The sequence below is a fragment of the Chryseobacterium sp. D764 genome (assembly GCF_019317325.1).
In the GTDB taxonomy this organism is placed as follows: domain Bacteria; phylum Bacteroidota; class Bacteroidia; order Flavobacteriales; family Weeksellaceae; genus Chryseobacterium.
The window spans coordinates 3652626-3676073 of the sequence record NZ_CP079219.1 but is presented as its reverse complement, the minus strand read 5'-3'; the positions used below and the strand labels follow the sequence as shown (position 1 = coordinate 3676073).

Genomic DNA, 23448 nt, shown 5'->3' with positions numbered 1-23448 from the left:
TGAGTTTTCCCCAACCGTTTTCATTCAATAAAAATTACGTAAACAGCTCTAATTTAATGATAAAAATCGATATTTTACTGGTTCCGGCTACTTTCATTAATGTTCGTGTTCTCCTGAATTAACCAGTTTGGCATTCACGAAAAATGCTCCTTTCACTACTATTTTTGCATTGTCAGGAATATTCCCCACCGGGGTTATCGCGGTATATCCCATATCAGATGTTCCTTTCACTATTTCTATTTTTTCAAAGTTTAAGGTTTTCGGATGTGGTTTGCCGTTTTCTTCATGTTCTTCCTCCACCTTTTTATCAGTCTGCACAAACACATAATATTTACCGTCTGCTTCTACAATGGCTTCTGTGGGAACGGCAGGAGTAGTACTTTTATCAAGGCTTACAATTCCGGTGATATTCATTCCGTCAATCAGTCCGGATTTGTTTCCGATCACTTCGCAATGCATGGAAATAGTTTTACTTTCGTTTTCAAAAGAAGATCCTATGCTGTAAATTCTTGCATCATATTCGGTTTCCGGATTGTTGGTCAGTTTAAAATGAACAATCTGCCCCACTCTCATTTTAGGAAGGTCTTTTTCAAACACCTGAAGATCGAGATGGATGGAGCCGTTATCAATCACTGTAGCTACGGGAGAAGAGATATCTACATAGCTTCCGATCTGTGCTGTAATACTGCTGATCGTTCCACTGATAGGTGCTGTGATCACCAGACTGGATTTCATATTTCCATTGTTTACTTTTCCAGGGCTTATTCCCATCATCTGAAGCTGTTTCAACAGGGAAGCTCTTTTTGTTCTTAAGGTTTTCAGTTCTGCATCGGCACTCTGAAGGTTCTTCTTGGCTCCTGCATCATTATCAAAAAGCTCTCTTTGTCTTCTGTATTCCTGTTCTGCATAGGTTATTCTACTGTTGGTAGTCAGATAATCTTCCTGAAGCTGGATATATTCCGGGTTGGCAATGGTTGCAATGACTTGTCCTTTTTTCACGATACTTCCTACCTGGATATTGATGGTTTTGATAATTCCTCCGTACAGGGAAGTGATGGTTGCTTTATTACTGTTCGGTACACTGAGCAAACCGTTGGCTTTTATCGTTGATGTCAGCTCTTTCATTTCTACGGTTCCCAAAGCCACTCCTACAGACCTCATCTGTTCTTCCGTGAGTGAGGCTATAGTTTGTCGAGCTTCTTCATGTGCCTGTTCTTTCTGTTCTGTTTTCTCAGGAGCTTTTTCTTCTGAAGCTTCTTTTTTTCCACAACTTGTCAGTAATAGTGAAATCAGGATAAGGGGTATGATATTATATTTGAGTTTCATATCTAAGAATGTATTTTGTCTGATACTGTATTTCAGCGCTTTTATATTATTTATTAATGATTGAATTAATAGTTACTACAGATTGATTCACCTGCTGGATAGATTCCAGATATTTCAGCTGAATGTTTGTAGCCGTCTGCAGGGCAAAAAGATATTCAACATAGGAGATCTCTCCTGTTTTATAGCCTAACTGGGCCGCTTTTACAATTTTCTCAGCATTTGGCAACGCCTGACTTATGTAATAATCATACTGCTGAATATCCTGCTGGTATTGACTGAACGCATTGTCCAACTGTGCGGAAAGTTGTTTCTGCCGCATTTTCGCATTGGTTTCTGCAACCTGTCTGTCATATTCCAGAGCCTGAATCCTAGCTTTTGTCGCTCCAAAAGTCAAAGGAATAGCCACTCCTACCGTTGCCGACTGAAAACGTTTCCCTGAGTTATAAAAATTCTCCTGCCCGTTGATGGTATGAAGACCAATCAAAGACTGGTTGGTATATCCTAAGCTGAAATCAGGGAGTCCAAGAGATTTTTCAACTTTCTTATTTTTCTCAGCAATTTCCATTTCCTGGTAAAAGGCTCTTACAGACGGATTGTTGGCTACCACTGCACTGTCGAGTACATTTTCTGCTTTTAAAGGAACATAATCTTTGTTAAACGGAACTTCAAGATTTTCTGACGTATTCATAAGGGTCTTTAAATTCTTATAGGCATTATTCAGAAAGACTTCATTTTGTCTGAGCAGCAGATCAATTTCTCCTTTTTGGGTTTCTGCAGTACTGATTTCTATCTTTTTGATATCACCCGCTTTGAATCTTACGGTTGCAATTCTGATGAATTCCTCATAATATTTGTCCAGCCTCGTCAGCTGAGCTTTATTATACTGTAAATATTCAATCTGATAATAGTAAGTACGCACCTGTTTTACTAGTTCATTCGCTGTAATTTCCTTATCAATCTGTTTGCTTTTAATATTCTCATTGATTAAGTCTTTTCTTGCTTTAAAAAGTGTTGGAAAAGGAATACTCTGTGAGATTGCAAACGACTGGTCAAACTTTGGGCTGTTATACTGTCCAAGCTGAGCTTCAAGGCTTAATTTCGGGAGTTCTTTTGCGGTTGCCCTTAAAGCTTCAGCAGACTTAATACTTAAGTCTTTTGACTGCAGGGTTAAATTATTATTCACTGCTTGCTCTACCGCCTGTTCTACAGAAATAGGTCTGGACTGTGCTTTAAAAGTCTGTCCCAGCATCATAAATCCTACAACAAGAACCGCCGTAAACATTCCCGTATTATTACTTTTTCTTTTCAAAATTTTCGTGTTAAAAATGATATACAGCATCGGTAAAACAAATAGTGTAAGGAATGTAGCTGTTACCAGACCACCAATCACTACAGTTGCCAAAGGCTTCTGTACTTCAGCACCGGCACCTGTAGAAATAGCCATTGGTAAAAATCCCAGTGAGGCTACTGTTGCCGTCATTAATACCGGTCTCAATCTGGTTTTCGTTCCTTCAAATACTCTCTTCAGAATATCGGTTTCACCCTCTTTTTCTAATTGGTTGAATGTTCCGATCAAAACAATTCCGTTCAGTACTGCAACTCCAAAAAGAGCAATAAATCCAATCCCGGCACTGATACTGAACGGCATATCTCTCACTAAAAGCGCAAATACACCACCGATCGCACTCATAGGAATCGCTGTAAAAATCAACGCTGCCTGTTTGAATGAGCGGAAGGTAAAATACAGCAGCATAAAAATAAGAAGCAATGATACCGGAACAGCAATCATCAGACGTTTGCTTGCTTCCTGCAGATTTTCAAACTGACCTCCGTAAGTAAAGTAGTATCCTGAAGGAAGTTCCACTTTGTTCAGTTTTGCCTGAATATCTTTCACCACACTTTCCACATCACGGCCTTTTACATTGAATCCAATAACAATTCTACGTTTTCCCTGCTCACGGCTGATCTGTGCAGGGCCAAGTTTGTAACTGATATTCGCTACCTGCGATAATGGAATCTGGACTCCTGTACTAGAGGTGATCATCAGGTTGTTCACATCTGAAATATCAGTTCTGTGAAGACTGTCCAGACGGACTACCAGATCAAAACGTCTTTCATTTTCAAAAACCTGTCCGGCAGCTTTTCCTGCAAAGGCTGTACTTACTGCATTGTTGACATCTTCGATATTTAATCCATAATTAGCAATTCTTGTTCTGTCATACTGCACGTTAATCTGTGGAAGACCACTCACTCTTTCAATCTGAGGGGCTGTAGCTCCGTCTACTGTCTGAATGATTTTTCCTACTTTATCTGCATATACTGCTAAGGAATCCAGGTTTTCTCCGAAAATTTTTACGGCAACATCCTGCCTGATTCCGGTCATCAGTTCATTGAAACGCATCTGAATAGGCTGATTTTTCTCAAAGAACACTCCGGGAATTGTTTCAAGCTTTTCACTGATCTCATCCGCCAGTTCGTTGTAGGATTTCTTAGTTTTCCATTCGCTCTGCGGTTTTAATACCACGATCATATCTGTAGCTTCGGGAGGCATCGGGTCTGTAGGAACCTCAGCAGAACCAGTTTTCCCGACAACCATTTTCACCTCATCAAACTGTTTGATAATTCTTGATGCCTGCATAGAGGTTTCTATACTCTGGCTCAATGAGCTTCCCTGTGGTAAAATACAGTGAAATGCAAAATCCCCTTCCTGCAGCTGCGGGATAAATTCACCTCCCATATTTTTGAAGATAAATGCTGAGAGAAGAAAAACGACAGCGGTTGCTGAAACAATGATATATTTTACTTTTATTGCTTTCTGTAATAATGGCTGATATACCTTTTGCAGGCTGTTCATCATTTTATCAGAGAATGTTTCTTTATGGGAAATTTTCTTGGATAAAAACAAAGCGCTCATCATTGGAATGTAAGTCAGGGATAAAATCAAAGCTCCCAGAATAGCAAATCCTACTGTTTTTGCCATTGGGGTAAACATTTTTCCTTCTACACCAGCCAATGTAAGAATCGGGATGTATACAATAAGAATGATGATTTCCCCGAATGCAGCACTGCTTCTGATCTTTGATGCGGAAAGGAATACTTCTTCATCCATTTCAGACTGCGTTAATGCGCGGACAGATTTCCTTACTCCCAAATGGTGTAATGTGGCTTCTACAATGATAACCGCACCATCTACAATCAATCCGAAATCTATCGCTCCAAGACTCATCAGGTTGGCACTTACCCCGAAAACATTCATCATTCCTAATGCAAATAACAAGGAAAGCGGAATGGCCGAAGCTACGATAAGCCCGGCTCTTAAATTGCCCAAGAAAACTACAAGCACGAAAATAACGATCAAAGCTCCTTCGATGAGGTTTTTCTGTACGGTATTGATCGCTCTGTCTACAAGGTCTGTTCTGTCCAGAAATGGTTCTATAATAACATCATCCGGAAGAGATTTCTGTATAGTCGGAATTTTTGCTTTTATATTGCTGACCACTTCATTACTGTTGGCACCTTTTAACATCATGACTACTCCACCTACAGCATCAACTTTTCCATTATACGTTAATGCTCCGTAACGAACAGCACTTCCCAAACGAACATCAGCTACATCTTTTATGAAGATAGGAACGCTTCCGGTCTCATTTTTAACCGCAATATTTTTAATATCTTCAAGAGAAGTTACCAATCCAATTCCACGGATGAAATAGGCGTTGGGCTTTTTATCAATATAAGCTCCTCCTGTATTTTGATTGTTTTTTTCAAGCGCTGTAAATATTTCAGTGATGCTTGTTCCCATTGCTTTTAAACGATTGGGATCAATAGCCACTTCATATTGTTTTAATTCACCTCCGAAACTGTTGATCTCAGCAACTCCGGGAGTTCCGTTCAGTTGTCTTCGGACGATCCAGTCCTGCATGGTTCGGAGTTCTTTGGCATTGTATTTCTTTTCGCTTCCTTTTTTAGGGTGAAGAATATACTGGTACACCTCTCCAAGACCTGTACTTACGGGAGCCAGCTCCGGAGTTCCCACTCCTTTTGGAATTTCTTCCACTGCACTTTTCAGCTGTTCATTAATGAGCTGTCTTGCAAAGTAAACATCAACATTTTCCTTGAACACCACTGTAATGACAGAGAGTCCAAATCTCGAAATACTTCTTGTTTCCTGAATATCGGGAACATTGGCAATACTCTGCTCAATGGGAAAGGTAACCAGCTGTTCAACTTCCTGTCCTGCCAAAGTGGGACATACGGTAATGATCTGCACCTGGTTGTTGGTAATATCCGGTACAGCATCTATTGGCAATCTGGTGGCACTCCATGTTCCCCAGATGATCAGTACCAGGGTCATCAAGCCAATAATCACCTTATTTTTAATACTGAATTTTATGATTTTATCTAACACGATTGATATGTAATTTTTATTGAAAAGTGAATGCACACAGTATAAAATACTGCAGCAAAAATATCCTGAAAACCTCTGCAATGGTATTGCAAAGTTTCAAGCATAGTTTATCATTAGAAAGTATAACTTTCTAAAAATCAATAAAAATTAAATTTTAGGAGGCTGCCAGATAGGATCGTAAATCTGGTAAGCAAAGTCGTTTTTGTGAAATAAGATCTTCTTAGAAAAATAAGCCGGAATCTGCTCCGGAATTTCTAATAAAGCATCCATTTTAAATGCTGAAACTGTCATCTGACAACAACTGCACGCACACAACGGAGAACAGATATCTCCTTTCTCTGTAGAATGAGCACCATTAATACTTACTGCAATCTTATTATCGCCTGTATTCAATGGATGGGACGTGTCTTCACATGGCATTAATGATAATGCCAGGAAGTAAATCGCCAGTATCCATCTTAAGAGGTTCATTGTGACAAAGGTAGAGATTTTTTCTAAAATGGATGAATTCCGTGATTTTAAATATATGATAAAAATCAAGATATTCTTCTGCCATGCATTTTTTCCAAAAAACATATTTTCACAAAAATCATTATTTATTATTTAAAAGAAATGCTATTATTTTTGATGTATTCTTCATTATAATTCACAAATCAAGAACTCCATTCAAAACTGGAATAAAAAACAATTTAAGACACCTTAAGGTGTCTATTTATTATCTTTGCAATAGATTAATTACCACTTTAAGAGATAAAACAATTCACAATTACTTAGAAATATCCTTATTTCTTTCAACTTTAAAATATTTACAATCTAATTTATACATTACTTATGAAACGTACATTACTATTTGCTTTTGCAATGGCTACCACGAGTATTTTTGCACAAAGCTGGAATACTACCGGAAATTCAGGAACCAACCCTCCTACTCATTTCATTGGAACGACAGATAACAAACCGCTGATTTTTAAACTGAATAATCAGCAGATGTTTAAACTCGAGGGACAGAGCATCAATCTCGGAAGTGGAGTTCCCGGTACCGGAAATCTACAACTGGCTCTTTCTCCCTGCAATAGCTGCTATTCCGGCTGGGCACAACCTAATGATGCAGTTATGAGGTTATTGGGAGGGCATAATCTGAATATTCATATGGACAATAATAATGTTATTGATCCCAATTCGGATACCAGTACTCCCAATTCATCAGGGATTTCAAGAGTCCGTTTTTCAGATGCTGTACATAAAAGCTTAATGGTGCTTTTCAATACGGGAAAAGTAACCGTGGGAACAGATCAATATGACAGTGACCCTAACTTTATTTTCTATGTAAGCAAAGGAATCAAAGCAGAACAGATAAAAGTTGAAAATCCTGCCGCTAATGGATGGGCAGATTATGTATTCAAAAAAGACTATAAGCTTCGTTCTTTAGAAGAGGTAGAAAAACATATTTCAGAAAAAGGACATTTACCCAATATTCCGTCAGCCAAAGAAGTGGAACAAGACGGAATTAATTTAGGGGAAATGGATGCAAGGCTTCTTGAAAAGATTGAAGAATTGACTCTTTATTCGATACAACAAAATAAACAACTTCAGGAAGAAAGCAAAGTTTTAAAATATCAGTCTGAGAAAATTGAACAATTAGAAAAACAAATTCAAAAACTTTTATCCTCTCAAAAATAAATACCAATGAAAAGAAAACTACTTTCCGTTTTTTCTTTGTTGATTAGTTTTCTAGGCTATTCACAAACAGAAGTCTATTTCAAATATGACGAAGCTGGAAATCAGCGATACAGAGGAACTAACGCGGCAGGTAAAAAAGCTGAACAGTCTGTTCCAAAAGAAATACAATTACAGGAGGAAGCAAAGGTCCCTGCAGTCAATAAGCAAGCAACTGCCATTGATGAAAAAACGTTCTGGAAACAAATCAGACTCTACCCGGTTCCGGTAAATGACTATTTAACCATCGATTGGACCGAAGAAGTAGACGGACTGATTGAGTCCGTTTCATTGTATCAACACAGTAATGTTCATTGGAAATTCCAGCAGCAAAATCTTCCAGGTCTGAACAATCAGATCAAAATCAATATGACCGGATATGACTGGGGTGTCTACATTCTCCGATTTACTCTAAAAGACGGAAGAGTCTTTGGCAGAAACGTAACCAAAAGATAAAAAATAGGAAGAGGGATTCAGAAATTAAAGCATTGAAAGATTTATAATCATTTTATTTAACCTGATTTCAATCTATCTATTATTATTCAACAATCATTAAAAATAACTAATAAAACAATGAAATTATTTTCATCATTGATGTTATTCCTGTGCTCAGTATGGGGGTTTTCACAGACCATACTTTACCAGACAGAATCTACCTCAAGGACCGTCCAGGATCCGCAATCGGTGATTATGGCACAAGGATTTCATGCTAAATCAAACATATCGAATCCGTTTCTGGCTAAAATAGGTCCTGCAACAGATAATCCGGGTGGCGGACCAACAAATTCACAGGCAGGTATTAATAATCCTTCCAGAACCGTAGAAATAGATAGTATCAAATTCCATGATACGAAAGGAAACATAGAGGTAAATGGAGGCGGCCAACTACAATTCACCTTACCTATCGCGCTGCCTCCCGGGATAAAAACCGTAGCACCCCAAACAAATCTGGTGTATACCAGCAGTTCCGGAAATGGAATTGCCGGATATGGTTGGAATTTATCCGGATTAACATCAATTTCCAGAGTCGGAAAAACTATTGAAAAAGATGGGAAACCTCAGGGAATCCAATGGGATTATACTGATTATTATTCTTTCAATGGAGAGAGATTAGTTTTGAAATCAGGTGAATACGGCAAAGACGGAGCAGAATATGTTCCTGCAAAATATTCTAATATTAAAATAAAATCTGTAGGGGTAAATCCTGAACAGAATGGACCGCTTTATTTTGAAATTACATTTGAAGACGGTTCAAAAGCATGGTATGGTCTTAATGCCGATGCAAGAACTTCAGCTGAATATAATATCAGCAAATGGAAAGATGCACAAGGAAATTATATTTCTTACAACTATGTACAGGGAAAAGGAGTTACTACCATACATAATATAGCATGGGGTGGTAATGAACAGCAGAATAAAAGCCATTTTAACTCCATTGAATTTACCTATGCTGACAGAATTTTAAAAGAACAAACCTACATAAAAGGGTTAACGTATACTCAAAGTATGATCTTATCTGAGATCAAAGTAAATTCAAACGGAAATCTGTTTAAGAAATATTCACTTGAGTACATTCAAAATAAAACAAACTATCAGTTTTTAAGTAAAATTACTGAATCTAATTCTGCCGGGGCAAATGCTAACCCAATAAACATTCAGTATCAGCAGGATCCTTCTGCTACCAATACTCTTTGGCAAGACAGCAGATATGATGACCTTTATGACCGTTATCAGGAGGTTATTTCCGGAGATTTTAACGGGGACGGAAAACTGGACTTCATAAAGGACAAGACCTTAATGATTAACCGATTGGAGAATTCGGGACTGTTTTATAATTTAACCTATCAAGGCAAGTTTTTAGGTGTTGGAACAGGAATTAAAAACAATATCCTGCTCAACAAAAGTGTATTTTTTACTTCTCAGACTTCATTTGAAGAAAAAAATGTTTTGATAAGAACCTATGAAGTAATTGATGGTAAGGCTGAGTTGATATCCTCAAAAAAAATTGATCTAAGCAGCTATCCTCAACTATTCACAGAAATCAGAGGAACACTGTATAACAACCTCATCATCGAATACAATGATCTTAAATGCAAAATCAAAGAGGCTGATTTTGACGGGGATGGAGTTTCAGATTTTCTGTTAAGCATTGAAAATGTAGCATATGGGTATCCAAATGGCCCTGGAGAATGGTCTGAATATTTTGATTCACTGTATCTTTCAGAAACGTTCTATTACAATACCAGAACCGGAGTTCTGCAAAAACAAGATAGTGATGAGTTTGAAAAATTTAAAATAGCCGACTTTAAAGGCGAAGGTAAATCGAATCTGCTTAAAATTCAGGATAATAATATTTACATCTATGAATTAAACACACAGAACAAATTTGTACAGGCTTTTTCCACTACAAAAGAATCCTTCAATGATGTTATTTATCTGGGTGATTTTAACGGAGACGGAAAAACAGATATCATGGCTCCTATCGCTGATGGTTCCTCAGATTGGAGAATGTATCTGTCTACAGGCGCAGGGTTTGTAAAACACTATTATTCTAATCTTTTCCTGTATGAACCTTGGTGGGAGGGAAGTTTAAGAAAGAACAGACAGATTCAAAGAACATATACTACCTCTGACTTAAATAAAGATGGAAAAAGTGATCTCTTAATTTTTGAATCCCAAAGGTGGAACAGAGACGGCTGGACCGATTGGAACAATCCTGATTCCAGTTATGGCTTTAATTTCCTGAGAAATGATGGTGTTGACAGTAATGGTAAACCTATATTTAATAATGCTCACAGTCTTGCTCCAGTAGAATTAAACTGGGATGGAGAAATAGGCAATTATTCTATGTATGGCGAGCAATTCAGACCTCTATTCGGGTCGTTTCGTATAGCCCAGCTCAATACTGATTTTGCCATTATCCATAGAACGAAAATGATTACCTGGGATTTGGGAAGCAAACTTAATGTAATTTCCAAAATTAAGTCAATACGTCAGGCCGGAATAAAAACCGTTGTAGAATATTCTCCTTTAACAAATTCAGGAAACATCTATCAGTCATTCTATACTACGAATCCGATTGCATACCCTTACATCAACATCACCGAAAACTATAGTTATTTTGTTGTTTCAAGATTGATTCAAGGGGATCGTAAACAGGAATTCAGATACAGGGACTTAATTGGAAACCTTCATGGAAAAGGAATGATTGGTTTCAGACAAACAGCCAGATCAACGTTTTTCAGTGATGCATTAGTCAATACCAAAGTTTGGAACGGCTTTGAAATCAATCCTGCCAACGAAGGATTACCTTATAAAGACTGGAGTATACGTACAGCAGATGAATCAAAAATATTCCCTGCGGATATTTCATTGAACAATACTCAATTATTATCATTTAAACAGTATGACTACAAAATAGATAAACTTTTGAACGGAGCTGTAGTTCCGGTAATTCCCGATACGGAAAAATCTAAGGCTGTTCTTGCGATCAATCCGTACATCACTACATCAAAAGACTTTTTAAAGAACATCAAAACGGTACATACTGTAGAAGAGTATGATAATTTATATCTTCCTAAAAAATCTACCGTAAATATTAATGATGGATTTTCTATTTCAACGTCAGAATTAGAATATTTCCCTCATGACACAACCACAGGAACCAATTATAGCATAGGAAAACCTAAGACCAAAACAACAACTGTTAAGGCTTATGGTGACACCAAATCAACAAAAGAGGAATACATTTACAACAATAATCTTCTCAAAATCTATAAAATAAGTAATAGGGATAATACAGGGGCTTTAACTGAAATATACAATTATGATAATTTTGGAAATGTAATTCAGAAAGTAAATTTAAATAGTGTTGACTCTCAGAAGCAAATTACCAATTATCAATATGATGATAAAGGTAGATTTGTTATTAAATCTACAGATGACCTAGGATTAGAGACCAATACCCTTTACAATGATTTGGGATTAGTCACTAAAAAGACTGATCCTCTGGGGAATACTTTAGAAAATGAGTATGACGCGTGGGGTAAATTAATGAAATCCAAAACAAACATTTCCGGAGTTACCACCTATGAATATGTAAAAGATAACTTATATAATTCAACTGTTATAGAATATGATCCGGATGGAGATATTTCAAAAAAATACACCAACAAATGGGGACAGGAGTATAAAGAATCCTCCAAAGCATTTAAACAAGGACAATATATTTCTCGTGACATAATATATGATGTACTTGGAAGAAAAACAGCTGAAAGTGAGCCTTATTTTGAAGGACAAAGTTCTAATAAATGGAACACCATTTCTTTCGATGACTCAGTATTCCCAGCCAAGATAACAACAACAGCATTTAATGGGAAACAGGTAAAAGTTTCAGTTTCCGGCAACACAACAACAGAAGAAGAAATTAACGGAAATAAAAGGATAACCACCAAAACCACCGATGCCTTAGGAAATGTTATTTCCACCACCGATAAAGGAGGAACAATCCAATTTTCATATAATGCCGCTGGAGAACAGATTCAAGCTAAATATAATGAGAATATTGTTACTACCAAGTATGACACATGGGGTAGAAAATCAGAATTTAATGATCCTTCCAACGGATTATACAAATATGAGTATCATGGGATGGGCCAACTTAAAAAAGTTACAAGTCCAAAGGGAACAAAAGAATATACCTATAACAATCAAAGACAGCTAACCTCTCAAAAGGAAATTTCAACTACAGATGGCGGCCAGGCTACTAATAAAGTTATTTCTTATAGTTATGACAACAAGGGAAGGCTTATTTCAAAGTCCGGTACCTCAAACGGGAAAAATTACAGTTCCAGTATTGTATATGATCCACAAGGAAGACTACTTTCATCATCAGAAAGCAGTAACGGTAAATATTTTATACAGAAAGGAATTGTTTATGACGACAAGGCAAGAGTTGTTTTTTATGAAAAACAGCTGTATTCTTCAGGTATTCTGACAAAAGTAAACATTGAAAATATTTACAGCGACTGGAGTGGTGAACTTTATCAGATAAAGGATAAAAATTCCGGTAAAATACTTTGGCAACTGAACGAAATCAATGCAAAAGGCCAGGTATTAAAATCCAAACTGGGAACAACAGAAATTATTAATGATTATGATCTTACTACTAATGTTCTAAAGGAAACCAAACATGGGTCGCCTGTTAAGTCTAATCTTTTACATATCAAATATCAGTTTGATGCATTAAAAAACCAACTTGACAGTAGAATTACAGGAGGAGATTTCAATATCAATGAGCTTTTCAAATATGATGACAACAATAGATTAATCTCATGGACAAATCCTACAAACGGACAGGAAAACTCTAACGTCTATGACAGCAAAGGGAGAATCCTGGAAAATAATCAGATTGGAAAAATTAAATTTGAAAATTCTACCAAAATTTATCAGGCAACCGGGATGACCCTGAATCCTGCCGGAGAACAAAATTATCAGAATGACCTTATCCAAAGTATTTCTTATAATGAAAATAATGATCCTGTTTTTATTGATGGAGAGAAAGGAGATGTAGCCTTCCAGTATGGTTTGGCCTCGATGAGACAAAGAGTAACTTATGGTGGAAATTTTGATACGGATAAAGATGGAAAGTTTACAAAATATTACAATGAAGATGGCAGCTATGAAATCGTAAGAGATAATACCACAGGTAAAGAGAAACACATCCTTTATATTGACGGTTCTCCTTATGAAAGTAATATTATATATTTAAAAAACTATACTGAGGAAAACGGATCCTATAAATTCCTGCACAAAGATTATTTAGGCAGCATCTTAGCAATAAGTGACGAAAGCGGAAATAAATTAGAACAAAGACATTTTGATGCATGGGGGAATTTCACCCATCTTCAAATAGGAAGCGGAGCAGTAGAAACTAACATTAACAAAATAAAAGAAATTGTAAACAATGGAGGTCTGCTATTGGAAAGAGGGTATACTTCTCATGAGCATTTTATGGAAGTAGGAATCATTCACATGAATGGAAGACTTTACGACCCGTTATTGAGAAGATTCTTAAATGCCGATGAATTTATTCAGGATCCTTATAATACCCAAAACTACAACAAATACGGGTATGTAATGAACAACCCATTGATGTTTAATGACTTTACCGGAGAGATCATGGGATGGGATGATGCCCTTATTGCTATAGGAATTGCTATATTTACTTCTGTAGCTACAGATTATTATTTAAACAGGCCAATTAATATTGGCAGCATGTTCCAATCTGTCGCAATGTCTATGATGTCTATGGGTATCAGCAATGGTATTGGAGATATTTTCAAAGCGGGAGGTGAAGTCGCAAATGCCCTCGGAAAAACAGGAACTATTATCGCCAGAGCTGGGGCCCATGCAATAGCACAGGGCACATTATCTCTTGTACAAGGAGGAAATTTCTGGAGTGGATTATTAAGTGGGGCTTTTGCAAGTGTTTCTAATGATTTATTGAATTTCGCTACAAATAATGTAGGTGATAGCAGCATTTTAAGAAGTGATGGTTTTGCTTTGCTTAACGGTGCTGTCAGCGGAGGTGTAGGTTCTGTACTTGGAGGTGGAAATTTTTGGGTGGGAGCTGGACAAGGACTTATGGTAACAGCCTTTAACTATCTTAAACATAAACCACCTACGACTGATAATTTAATAGACGACATGGAAAAAAGTAAAATAGATCCGGCAGGAGTTCCAGATTACTCCAATTTTGAAGCTGAAGTAGCAAAAATGAGAAAGTTAAAAACAATCACTAATTTAGCAAAAAAAACAGGATATATCCCTATTAAGGATGGTGGCAGCTCTGGTAATGAAACTAAGGCTAACACCGCATATAAAACTGATAAAACTAAGTATATACAACTTGGGAAAGTCATCAAAACAGAAGTTAAAACAACAGTAACTCAAATTACCATATTTAAAGAAGCTTTTACCTCATATCTTAATCTGGCAGGTACATTTGTTCACGAATTTACTCATGCTATTGATTATATAAGCGGTTATTTTGAAGGAAAACTTAGTAAATTAGGTAAGCGTGAAACGGATCGCTTAATGGAAGAAAGAGCCTATGGAAATGGTGCCAAAGCAGGAGATTTAATTCAAAAACAACAATATCAAGATTGGCTTAAAAAAAATGGATACTAAAAGAATATTATCATTGCTATTAATTTTTCAGTTTATCGTTATTTTTTCTCAGAAAAACTGCATACAGATGACGATTCATAAAGATAAAAATGATAGTCTCAATGTGAGATTTACAAGTAAGTGCAAAGAAAAAATTTTATTGTACCAATACAGTAAAACGATGAATACAACACTTAATAACGGTTTTGATCTTGAAGATATTACCCTATTTAAACAGGATAGATATAAAATAGAAAATATTAAATTAGATCAAAACCATAACTATCCGGTAGATTATGAAAAAGTAAAAAGTAATTTCTTCATCCTCAGCCCTAATGAATCTTACGAATTTGCTTTTCCTTTGCTCATATTTTTAGAAAAAAACAAATCTGCTTATGAGCAATATCAGAACTATTATTTGATTAAAAATAGATATAAAGGGAAAACTGTACAATTCAAATTAGTGTATAATGCTCAATATATAAATGAAGGTATTATAAACTTAAAAGATAATGTTTCATTGTATCCTACTTCGGTTGAATCCAATTACATTAAAATAATTTTAAAATAATAAGTAAATTAATTCAGAAAAGCCGGCTCAGTCATTAGTTTTGAGCCGGCTTTTTCAATGTAATTAAGTAAAAAAACAGGAACATATCCTTTCTCTTTCCCTGACAGGAAATCTGAATTTCGGTCTAACGAAAATAATATACCCATTATGCTGTTTCAAAATTCATAATGAACCCAACAAAAAAGCCACCGCAGACGCTGTGGCTAAAAATCAAATCTAATTATAAGTATGTCCTCTTATAAATTCGGGTTATTTTCAGCTTCTCTTTGTGGAATACTGAATAAATAATAATTACTGTTAGGAGTAAAAGCCGTTTTATCCGGAAAATCAAGAACGGAATGACCTCTACCATCTACGGTTTTCACTGTTCCATCCGGTGTAGTGATCTGAACTTTTACAGGCTTACCTTCAGCATCAACAAATGGTTTTCTTACCACTGTTCCTTGCGTTCTGATAATATCTGATAGAGAGAAACCTTCTCCAAATAATTCTTTTCTTCTTTCGACTAAAACAGCTGCTACCACATCGTTCTGTGATAATGAACCACTATAAATATTGGCATTTCTGGCAGATTTCAACTGGTTCAAAACGGCTACCGCCTGAGGAACATTTCCATTTCTGGCTTCAGCTTCAGCTTCAATCAGGTACATTTCTGCAGCTCTCATGTAAACGATATCTGCAATAAGGGTTGGTTTAAATTTAAACTTAGCATATCTCAGCAATCCCTCTCTTCCTTTCTGCCCGTCCCATGAAAATAACTGGGATCTGATATCATTGGCATCAAAAAGGTCTTTAAAATAAGGATCCGCCATAAAGCTGTAATAATAACTTCCTGATGAAGACACATCCAGATAATGGAATGCATAACTTGCATCAGACTGTTCCTGTGTTTGTCCATGACCCCAGATCCATTCCGCATTGTTGATATCATTAAAACCATCTTTATATTTTTCCGGAGCCATCAGAGGAAAACCCTCTCTTGCTATTTTTGCAGATGCTGAAGCTTTACTCCAATCACCGGTATTCAAATAAGTTCTGGCAAGAAGTCCGTTGACCACAGCACGGTTGATTTTATCTTTATTATTTCTTGTATAGCTCTTCAATAGATTATCAGCATCGGTAAGATCACTTTTAATCAAAGCATAAATCTCTTCAAGACTTGCTCTTTTCTTTCCTACAGTGCTTGTTGTAGAAGGTTCAGTATAAATGGGAGCCGTCAAAGCTGACTTATCTTTCAGATAGCTGAACTGATAAAAGCTGGCAAGGTTCAAATAACAGAAGGCACGTAATGCTTTTGCCTGTCCTTTCACCTGATTTTTTTTCTCCTGACTTCCTTCTGTCCCGTCAATTCTTGTAATAACATTATTCATATTATTGATGGTAGAATACAACATGGTCCAGATAAATAACGGACGAGAAGCCGTACTGTTTACCATTTCTGTAAAAGCGTAAGTAGAAGCAAATCCATACTTATTGGTTAATACAGCTACATCGCTTCCCATTGCATCACTGGCTCTTAAAACAGTGGAATATCCAATATTAGCATAGGTAGTTCCATCGTTATTAAATTTTGCCCAGGTACCGTTTACTACAGTTTCTGCACTTTCAGCAGTTTTGAAAACTTCCACACTGTTAGCCTGATCAGTCGGAGCAGTGTCCAGATCGCTTTCACAGCTTGTCAACGCTAAAAATCCGATAAGTGCAAACGATAGATATTTTAATTTTTTCATTGTTTCAATTTTAAACGTTATAGTATTGCCTGAAGACCAAAAGTGATTGTTCTCATTGCAGGGTATCTGTAATAGGTGGTTCCATCCAAAGCCTGTTCAGGATCCATTCCCTTATGTTTATAGAAGGTTAAAAGATTCTCTGCCTGAATATAAATTCTGAACTTTTTAAGTCCGATTTTCTCAAAATAATCCTCAGGAAGTGTATATCCTAAGCTTACATTTTTAAGTCTTGCATATGTCCCTGAGTATAAGAATCTGGATGAGTTTGACGTCCAGTTATTTGTTGTTGTACTCAAGCCCGGAACATCCGTATTAGGATTATCAGGCGTCCATCTGTTTAACATTTCAGCACTCCATGCACGTCCTCCCAGACTTCCGTTGTGCATGATGGAAGTATAATCATTGTCCAGAATTTTTCCACCGATTTTGAATGTCAGCAATCCTGAAAAATCAAAATTTTTGTAGGTAATGCTGGTACTGATTCCTCCGGTCAGTTTAGGCAAAGCAGAACCCTGCAAGAGTTTTGTTGCTTTTGAATATTCTGAGGTAGTTCCTTCTACTGAATTTCCGCTCGCATCTGTAGAAACCGTTTTCCACAATGGCTTTCCATTGCTTGGATCTACCCCAACCCATTCCGGAATATAGAAATCATATACGGAACCTCCTACCGTTAATAGCTTGGTTTGTCCCACTACAAGTGGCCCTGAAGGTAACTTGGTAACTTTATTGTTTAAGGTGCTTAGGTTTACATCTACATTCCACTGGAAATTATCATTCTTAATTGGGGTTGTGAATAATGAAAATTCAAATCCTGTATTTTGGATAGTTCCAATATTGGCAGGATAATCACTAATTCCCAGAGATGGTGCCACTGGCATGTTAAATAGAAGATCCTGACTTTTTCTTTTGAAATATTCAATATTTCCTTTAATTCTGTTATTCAGAACAGCGAATTCTAATCCTACATTTAAATTAAGGTTGGTTTCCCATTTCACATTATTGGTAGCCGTTTTTTCAAGTGTTGTTCCCGGTTCTCCACCAAGACTGATAAATCTGTACAGCTCCTGATAAGCATAATAAAGCGGCTGTCCGTTTGGTCGAAGTAATTTATCATTTCCCTGACCTCCGTAACTGGCACGTAATGTCAACTGATTAAAGACATTCAGGCTTTTTACAAACTCTTCATTGGAAATTTTCCATGAACCTCCAACTGACCAGAATCTCCCCCATCTGTTATCCTTTTCAAATCTTGAAGAACTGTCTGCTCTTCCTGATGCAGACAGGAAATAAGTATTATTGTAGTCATACTCTACTTTTCCAAGGAAACTCAATAAGCTCAATTTATTACTGTTCCCACTGAAGCTTCCCAGTAAAGAAGCAGCATCCGGTTCATAATAATAAGGGAGAGAAAACTGGCTTCTTGTTCCGGAAATCGTCTGATAGTCATATTTATAGAATTCATGTCCTGCTAAAGCATTTACATGGTGTTTCCCAAATTTCCTATCGTATGTCAGAATATTACTGGTTGTATAAGAAAGTGTTCTGGTATTGGTTTTCGTTACTGAACCTCCAATCTCAGCGCCTTGTCCCAGCAATGGATTTGAATAATAATGTCCGTTATAATTCACCAAATCAACAGAAAAGCTTGTCTTGAATTTCAACTCCGGTAAGAAAGTGAATTCCATAAATCCTTTTCCTGAGAAGTTATCTTCTTTATTTTCGTTTTTGTCTAATGGCAGTGTTGCCGCGGCATTTTGATTCTGAAGCGCACTTGTTGGTCTGTATTTTCCGAAATCATAAATCGGGTTTCCATCTGCACCCAAAATATAGCTTCCATTTGCATTTCTTTCGTAATAAGGATAGAATGAAGGAATAAATCTTGCAGCATTGATGATATTACTTGAATTGGAATCTGAAGAAGTGGGCGCCTGCTGAATACTGTTTGTATAGCTTAAGTTTACCCCAACATTCAGCCATTTTTTTACTTCAGAATTGATCTTTAACCTGGTATTGTATCTTTTATATCCTGATTCAATAGCCATTCCCTTATCATCAAGATAGCCCAATGAAAAGAAATAATTGCTCTTCTCACTTCCTCCGCTGATATCAAGATCTACCTGATTTCTTGAAGCAACTCTCTGCAAAATATCCCTCCAGTCGTCATTCCAAAGTGGTGATGCTCCGGGTAATAATTTCCCATCGGTTCCCACCGGTTTTGGATATCCTGTTCCATATGGATTGATCCCAAGTGTAGAAACAAGATTATCTGTTGCCATCTGTGCAGCCTGTTGAGAAGACACTTTTCCGGACTGATATCCGTTTCTCAAGGCTTCCCAATATAATTGAAAGTATTGATCTGTATTTACCTGTTCGTAATCTTTTACGGCTCTTCCGGAGAATCCCTGGCTGATATTAAAATTAACTCTAGCTTCTCCTTTTTTACCTGATTTTGTGGTAATGATGATAATCCCGTTTGCTCCTCTTGATCCATACAACGCACTCGCAGTGGCATCTTTCAAAACACTGATAGATTCAATATCACTTGGACTGATAGAATTTAGGTTTCCATCAAAAGGGATTCCGTCTACTACGTATAAAGGATCACTGGAAGCACTTATAGAACCAATCCCTCTAATTCGGATAGTAGAAACCGCTCCTGGCTGTCCTGATGCACTCGTCGTTTGAATCCCGGCAACCTGCCCTTCCAATGCCTTGGTAATATTGGTTACAGGTCTGTTGTTGATCTTATCGCTGGAAATGGTAGCAACGGAACCGGTATAGCTGTTTCTTTTTGCTTTTCCATAGGCTACGACTACAACTTCGTCAATTTCTTTTTCATGAAGACTGTCCTTTTCCGGCTTAGAATTCTGTGCATGTACACTGGTTACTCCCAGAAAAAATGCAGCAACCGGAGGTATCCAAGTTTTAAAAGCGAATAAATTTTTGCTAATCATAATCAATTTCATTTATCATATATTAAAATTTTGCCCTTTGCAGAAAAATCAGCAAAGGGCATCGATAAATACGATAAACCAAATGCTTATTTTTCCTTAAAAGGCTGAACGTAACACCTTGCCCAATGGGTAGGTTGTCAAGATTTCACAGGGTCAGTTCCCTCCATCTTTCTTTATAAGCCGATCGAAATATGGTTGCAAAGCTAAAAACTTTTAGTCTACAAAACAAGTAGACTTATTATTTTTCATGATAAATTTTCAAAAATTAACATAAGATTTTAATAAAACCCATTACTGTAAGGAGTTGCAATCATTACCATTTTATCAAACATGATAAATATCATTATTAATAATACAATTGAACGAACGTTAATTTGTGCGGAAATTTTTGAGCATTTAATTAAAAAAAGTTTTTAATTTTATAGTATGAAAGTTTTGATTATAAACGGACCTAACCTCAACTTGTTAGGTACCAGAGAACCGGAAATCTATGGAAATATCTCTATGGAAAACTATTTGGAAATTTTAAAATCCGAGTTTCAATCTCATGAATTAAAATATTATCAGTCAAATATTGAAGGAGAGCTTATCAACAGGCTTCAGAAAGATGATTTTGATGCCGTAGTAATTAATCCGGGAGCTTTCACCCATTATTCCTATGCGATTGCTGATTGTCTAAAAAATATCAGAAAACCCAAAGTAGAAGTTCATATCAGCAACATCTATAAAAGAGAGGAATTCAGACAGAAGTCTGTGACAGCTGCTAATACGGATGCAGTTTTATCTGGCTTTGGAATGGATGGATATAGATTGGCTATATTAAGCTTAAAGTAATTTTCAAATAATATCTGCGAAAAATTAGAAATAAAAAAGCCTCATCGATGATGAGGCTTTTCTGTATGTTATAAATAACTATTAGATAGTTTGTTCTTGTAATTGAGGTCCTGAAGCAACTAATTTCTTACCTTCTTCAGTATCACAGTACTGCTCAAAGTTTTTGATATATCTTGAAGCAAGATCTTTTGCTTTTTCTTCCCAGTCTGAAGCGTTCTCATAAGTATCTCTAGGATCTAAAATACCTGTAGAAACGTTTGGTAATTCAGTAGGAATCTCAAGGTTCATGATTGGAACCTGAGTTTTAGGAGCATTATCAATAGAACCGTCAATGATTGCATCAATGATCGCTCTGGTATCTTTCAGAGAAATTCTCTTTCCGCTACCGTTCCATCCTGTGTTTACTAAATAAGCTTTAGCACCGTGCTCTTGCATTTTACCGATCAATGTTTTAGAATACATTGTTGGGTGCAATGTAAGGAATGCTTCACCAAATGCAGGTGAGAAAGATGGCTGAGGCTCTGTGATTCCTCTTTCTGTTCCGGCTAATTTAGATGTATAACCGCAAAGGAAGTGGTATTGAGCCTGATCTTCATTTAAGATGGAAACCGGAGGAAGTACCCCGAATGCATCTGCAGAAAGATAAACAATCTTCTTAGCATGACCTGCTTTAGAAGGCAATACAATTTTGTTGATATGGTAAATTGGATAAGAAACCCTAGTATTTTCTGTGATAGATCCGTCAGTATAATCTGCTATTCCATTGTTCACTACAACGTTTTCAAGAAGTGCATCTCTCTTGATTGCTCTGAAAATATCCGGTTCTTTTTCTTCTGATAAATCAATTACTTTCGCGTAGCATCCTCCCTCATAGTTGAATACTCCGTTGTTATCCCATCCGTGCTCATCGTCACCGATAAGGTATCTTTTAGGATCTGCCGATAAAGTAGTTTTACCTGTTCCTGAAAGACCAAAGAATAAAGCAACATCACCTTTTTCTCCTACGTTTGCAGAACAGTGCATTGAAGCCATACCTTTTAATGGAAGGTAATAGTTCATCATGGCAAACATTCCTTTCTTCATTTCACCTCCATACCATGTACCTCCGATGATCTGTAGTTTTTCTGTAAGGTTGAACATGATAAAGTTCTCAGAGTTTAATCCCTGAGCTTCCCAGTTCGGGTTTGTTGTTTTTGATCCGTTGATTACTGTGAAATCCGGCTCACCAAAGTTTTCCAGTTCGTAGTGAGAAGGACGAATAAACATGTTTGTCACGAAATGTGCCTGCCATGCTACTTCAACAATAAATCTTACTTTAAGTCTTGTATCTGCATTTGTTCCACAAAAAGCATCTACTACATAAATCTTCTTAGCTTCAGAAAGCTGGTTCATCACTAGTTCCTTACAAGAACCGAAAATTTCTGCTGATGTAGGTAAATTTACTTTACCATCCCAGAAAATTGTATCTCTTGTAACATCATCCTGAACAATATATCTGTCTTTAGGTGAACGACCTGTGAAAATCCCTGTTTTTACTGATACCGCGCCAGATTCTGTAAGTTCAGCTTTCTCAAATCCCTGATTTTCAGAAGAAACTTCAGCCTGATATAATTCTTCATAAGAAGGATTGTACACTACTTCATAGTTTCCTTTAATCCCTAATTTCTCTAAATCCTGGATGATTTTAGTGTTTTTCATTTTACTTATATTTTCTATTTCTTTATTGACTTCAACAAAAATAATATTAATTATTTGTTAAAGGTGGTTTAAATATACTGATATAAGTCAGAATGACAAATAAAAAAACAGGATCGTAATGGTTTGATTATAAATAAATTATATTTTCCCATTCAAAAATAGTTGTAAAACCTTTCTCCCAAAAATAGTTCTTGTAGTCCCCAAATTTGGCACTCATTACAAAATCTCCCCCCCATGCGCCTAAACTTTTGACAAAAGAAGGGCAATCTGAGAATATTTTTTCTTTAACTGTGGATATTTCAAGAAAATCAGCAATTTTACGCTCATGAATCATCATTAATTCGGAAAATTTTTCCAATTCACTGCATAACATTATTTTTTTTGTGATATTTGAAAATTCTTCAATCAATTCAGGAGACTTCTTTTTTGATTTATAAAAGTTGATCCCTTCTCTGCTATCCTGCTTCTGATTTAAATGAATAAAAATCAGTTCATTTTTAAATGAAGGATTGAAATTTACCTTCTCATATTTAATCTCAGGTTTGCTTTGGAATAGAACTGCAGATTTTTCTTTTGCCACTGCAATATCATATCCGCTTCCTCCTAAACTAATTGCATTAAGATGAAAAGGATCAATCTCAGCCCATTCTGCAAGATTGTTCATCAAAGTAGAACTGCTACCAAGACCATAGTCTGAAGGAAACTGAAGATTAGTTTTTAAGTGGTAAGTAAGATTGAATTTGAATTTAGTATTAGAAAGCTGCTGAACATTCTTTAATGTTTTGACAATAAATTCAGCGCTTGATGGAATATTGGTTTCTAAGACCTGCCAGTTTTTATAATCAATGACCGCCCTCAACCATAATTTGTTTTGATGATAAGCCTCCCAAAGAATAAGTGACCTCTCATCTTCTTTTTCTTCAAAGAAAAACTCTTGTCCCAGCTTGGTAGGTACCGCTAAGACAAGAGCTCCGTCGATTGCGAAATATTCTGAAGTAAGCATAAGCTTGCCCGGTGAAAATATCGCGTTCATATATTTTT

12 protein-coding genes and 1 riboswitch are annotated in these 23448 nt (G+C 36.5%); of the genes, 5 read left to right on the top strand and 7 right to left on the bottom strand.

Annotated elements, in window-relative coordinates; all coding sequences use genetic code 11:
* Window positions 1–96: 96 nt before the first annotated feature.
* From KYG33_RS16630 to KYG33_RS16620, 3 genes are all read right to left on the bottom strand, one after another.
* The gene (locus KYG33_RS16630) at window positions 97–1326 is read right to left on the bottom strand and encodes an efflux RND transporter periplasmic adaptor subunit (RefSeq protein ID WP_219072094.1); all 1230 of its coding nucleotides are present in this window, start codon (window positions 1324–1326) and stop codon (window positions 97–99) included.
* 46 nt (window positions 1327–1372) lie between these two features.
* Window positions 1373–5734, bottom strand: coding sequence for a CusA/CzcA family heavy metal efflux RND transporter (locus KYG33_RS16625; protein WP_077413542.1), 4362 nt, complete (start codon window positions 5732–5734; stop codon window positions 1373–1375).
* Between the two features lie 147 nt (window positions 5735–5881).
* Window positions 5882–6205: a DUF6660 family protein gene (locus tag KYG33_RS16620; RefSeq protein WP_077413541.1), complete on the bottom strand. Its 324-nt coding sequence runs from the start codon at window positions 6203–6205 to the stop codon at window positions 5882–5884.
* A 360-nt stretch (window positions 6206–6565) separates the two neighbouring features.
* On the opposite strand from KYG33_RS16620, the gene KYG33_RS16615 reads away from it, so the two are divergent.
* The 4 genes from KYG33_RS16615 to KYG33_RS16600 all read left to right on the top strand — a co-directional run bounded on the left by KYG33_RS16615 (window position 6566) and on the right by KYG33_RS16600 (window position 15191).
* On the top strand, window positions 6566–7414 hold the full coding sequence (locus tag KYG33_RS16615; protein WP_077413540.1) for a hypothetical protein: 849 nt from the start codon (window positions 6566–6568) through the stop codon (window positions 7412–7414).
* 6 nt (window positions 7415–7420) lie between these two features.
* Window positions 7421–7906: a hypothetical protein gene (locus KYG33_RS16610; RefSeq protein WP_077413539.1), complete on the top strand. Its 486-nt coding sequence runs from the start codon at window positions 7421–7423 to the stop codon at window positions 7904–7906.
* A 117-nt stretch (window positions 7907–8023) separates the two neighbouring features.
* Window positions 8024–14641, top strand: coding sequence for an RHS repeat-associated core domain-containing protein (locus KYG33_RS16605; protein ID WP_219072093.1), 6618 nt, complete (start codon window positions 8024–8026; stop codon window positions 14639–14641).
* Window positions 14631–15191, top strand: a complete 561-nt coding sequence (locus tag KYG33_RS16600) for a hypothetical protein (RefSeq protein WP_139348456.1) — start codon at window positions 14631–14633, stop codon at window positions 15189–15191. Before KYG33_RS16605 ends, KYG33_RS16600 begins: the two co-directional genes overlap by 11 nt.
* Window positions 15192–15427: 236 nt before the next feature.
* Here the strand turns inward: KYG33_RS16600 and KYG33_RS16595 are convergent, their stop codons facing one another.
* Together KYG33_RS16595 and KYG33_RS16590 are read right to left on the bottom strand one after the other, a co-directional pair.
* Window positions 15428–16921 (bottom strand): RagB/SusD family nutrient uptake outer membrane protein, encoded by a 1494-nt coding sequence (locus KYG33_RS16595; protein ID WP_077413536.1) that lies wholly within the window; start codon window positions 16919–16921, stop codon window positions 15428–15430.
* A 17-nt stretch (window positions 16922–16938) separates the two neighbouring features.
* Window positions 16939–19875, bottom strand: coding sequence for a SusC/RagA family TonB-linked outer membrane protein (locus tag KYG33_RS16590; RefSeq protein WP_219072092.1), 2937 nt, complete (start codon window positions 19873–19875; stop codon window positions 16939–16941).
* Window positions 19876–19958: 83 nt separating this feature from the next.
* Window positions 19959–20057: riboswitch (SAM riboswitch) on the bottom strand.
* 244 nt (window positions 20058–20301) lie between these two features.
* On the opposite strand from KYG33_RS16590, the gene KYG33_RS16585 reads away from it, so the two are divergent.
* On the top strand, window positions 20302–20709 hold the full coding sequence (locus tag KYG33_RS16585) for a type II 3-dehydroquinate dehydratase (protein ID WP_077413535.1): 408 nt from the start codon (window positions 20302–20304) through the stop codon (window positions 20707–20709).
* Window positions 20710–20790: 81 nt separating this feature from the next.
* Here KYG33_RS16585 and pckA read toward each other — a convergent pair whose 3' ends face one another.
* Both pckA and KYG33_RS16575 read right to left on the bottom strand, forming a co-directional pair.
* A complete protein-coding gene (gene pckA, locus KYG33_RS16580) occupies window positions 20791–22407 on the bottom strand; it encodes a phosphoenolpyruvate carboxykinase (ATP) (RefSeq protein ID WP_077413534.1) in 1617 nt (538 codons plus the stop codon).
* A 127-nt stretch (window positions 22408–22534) separates the two neighbouring features.
* Complete coding sequence (locus KYG33_RS16575) at window positions 22535–23440, bottom strand: GYDIA family GHMP kinase (RefSeq protein WP_219072091.1); 906 nt, start codon at window positions 23438–23440, stop codon at window positions 22535–22537.
* Window positions 23441–23448: the final 8 nt, after the last annotated feature.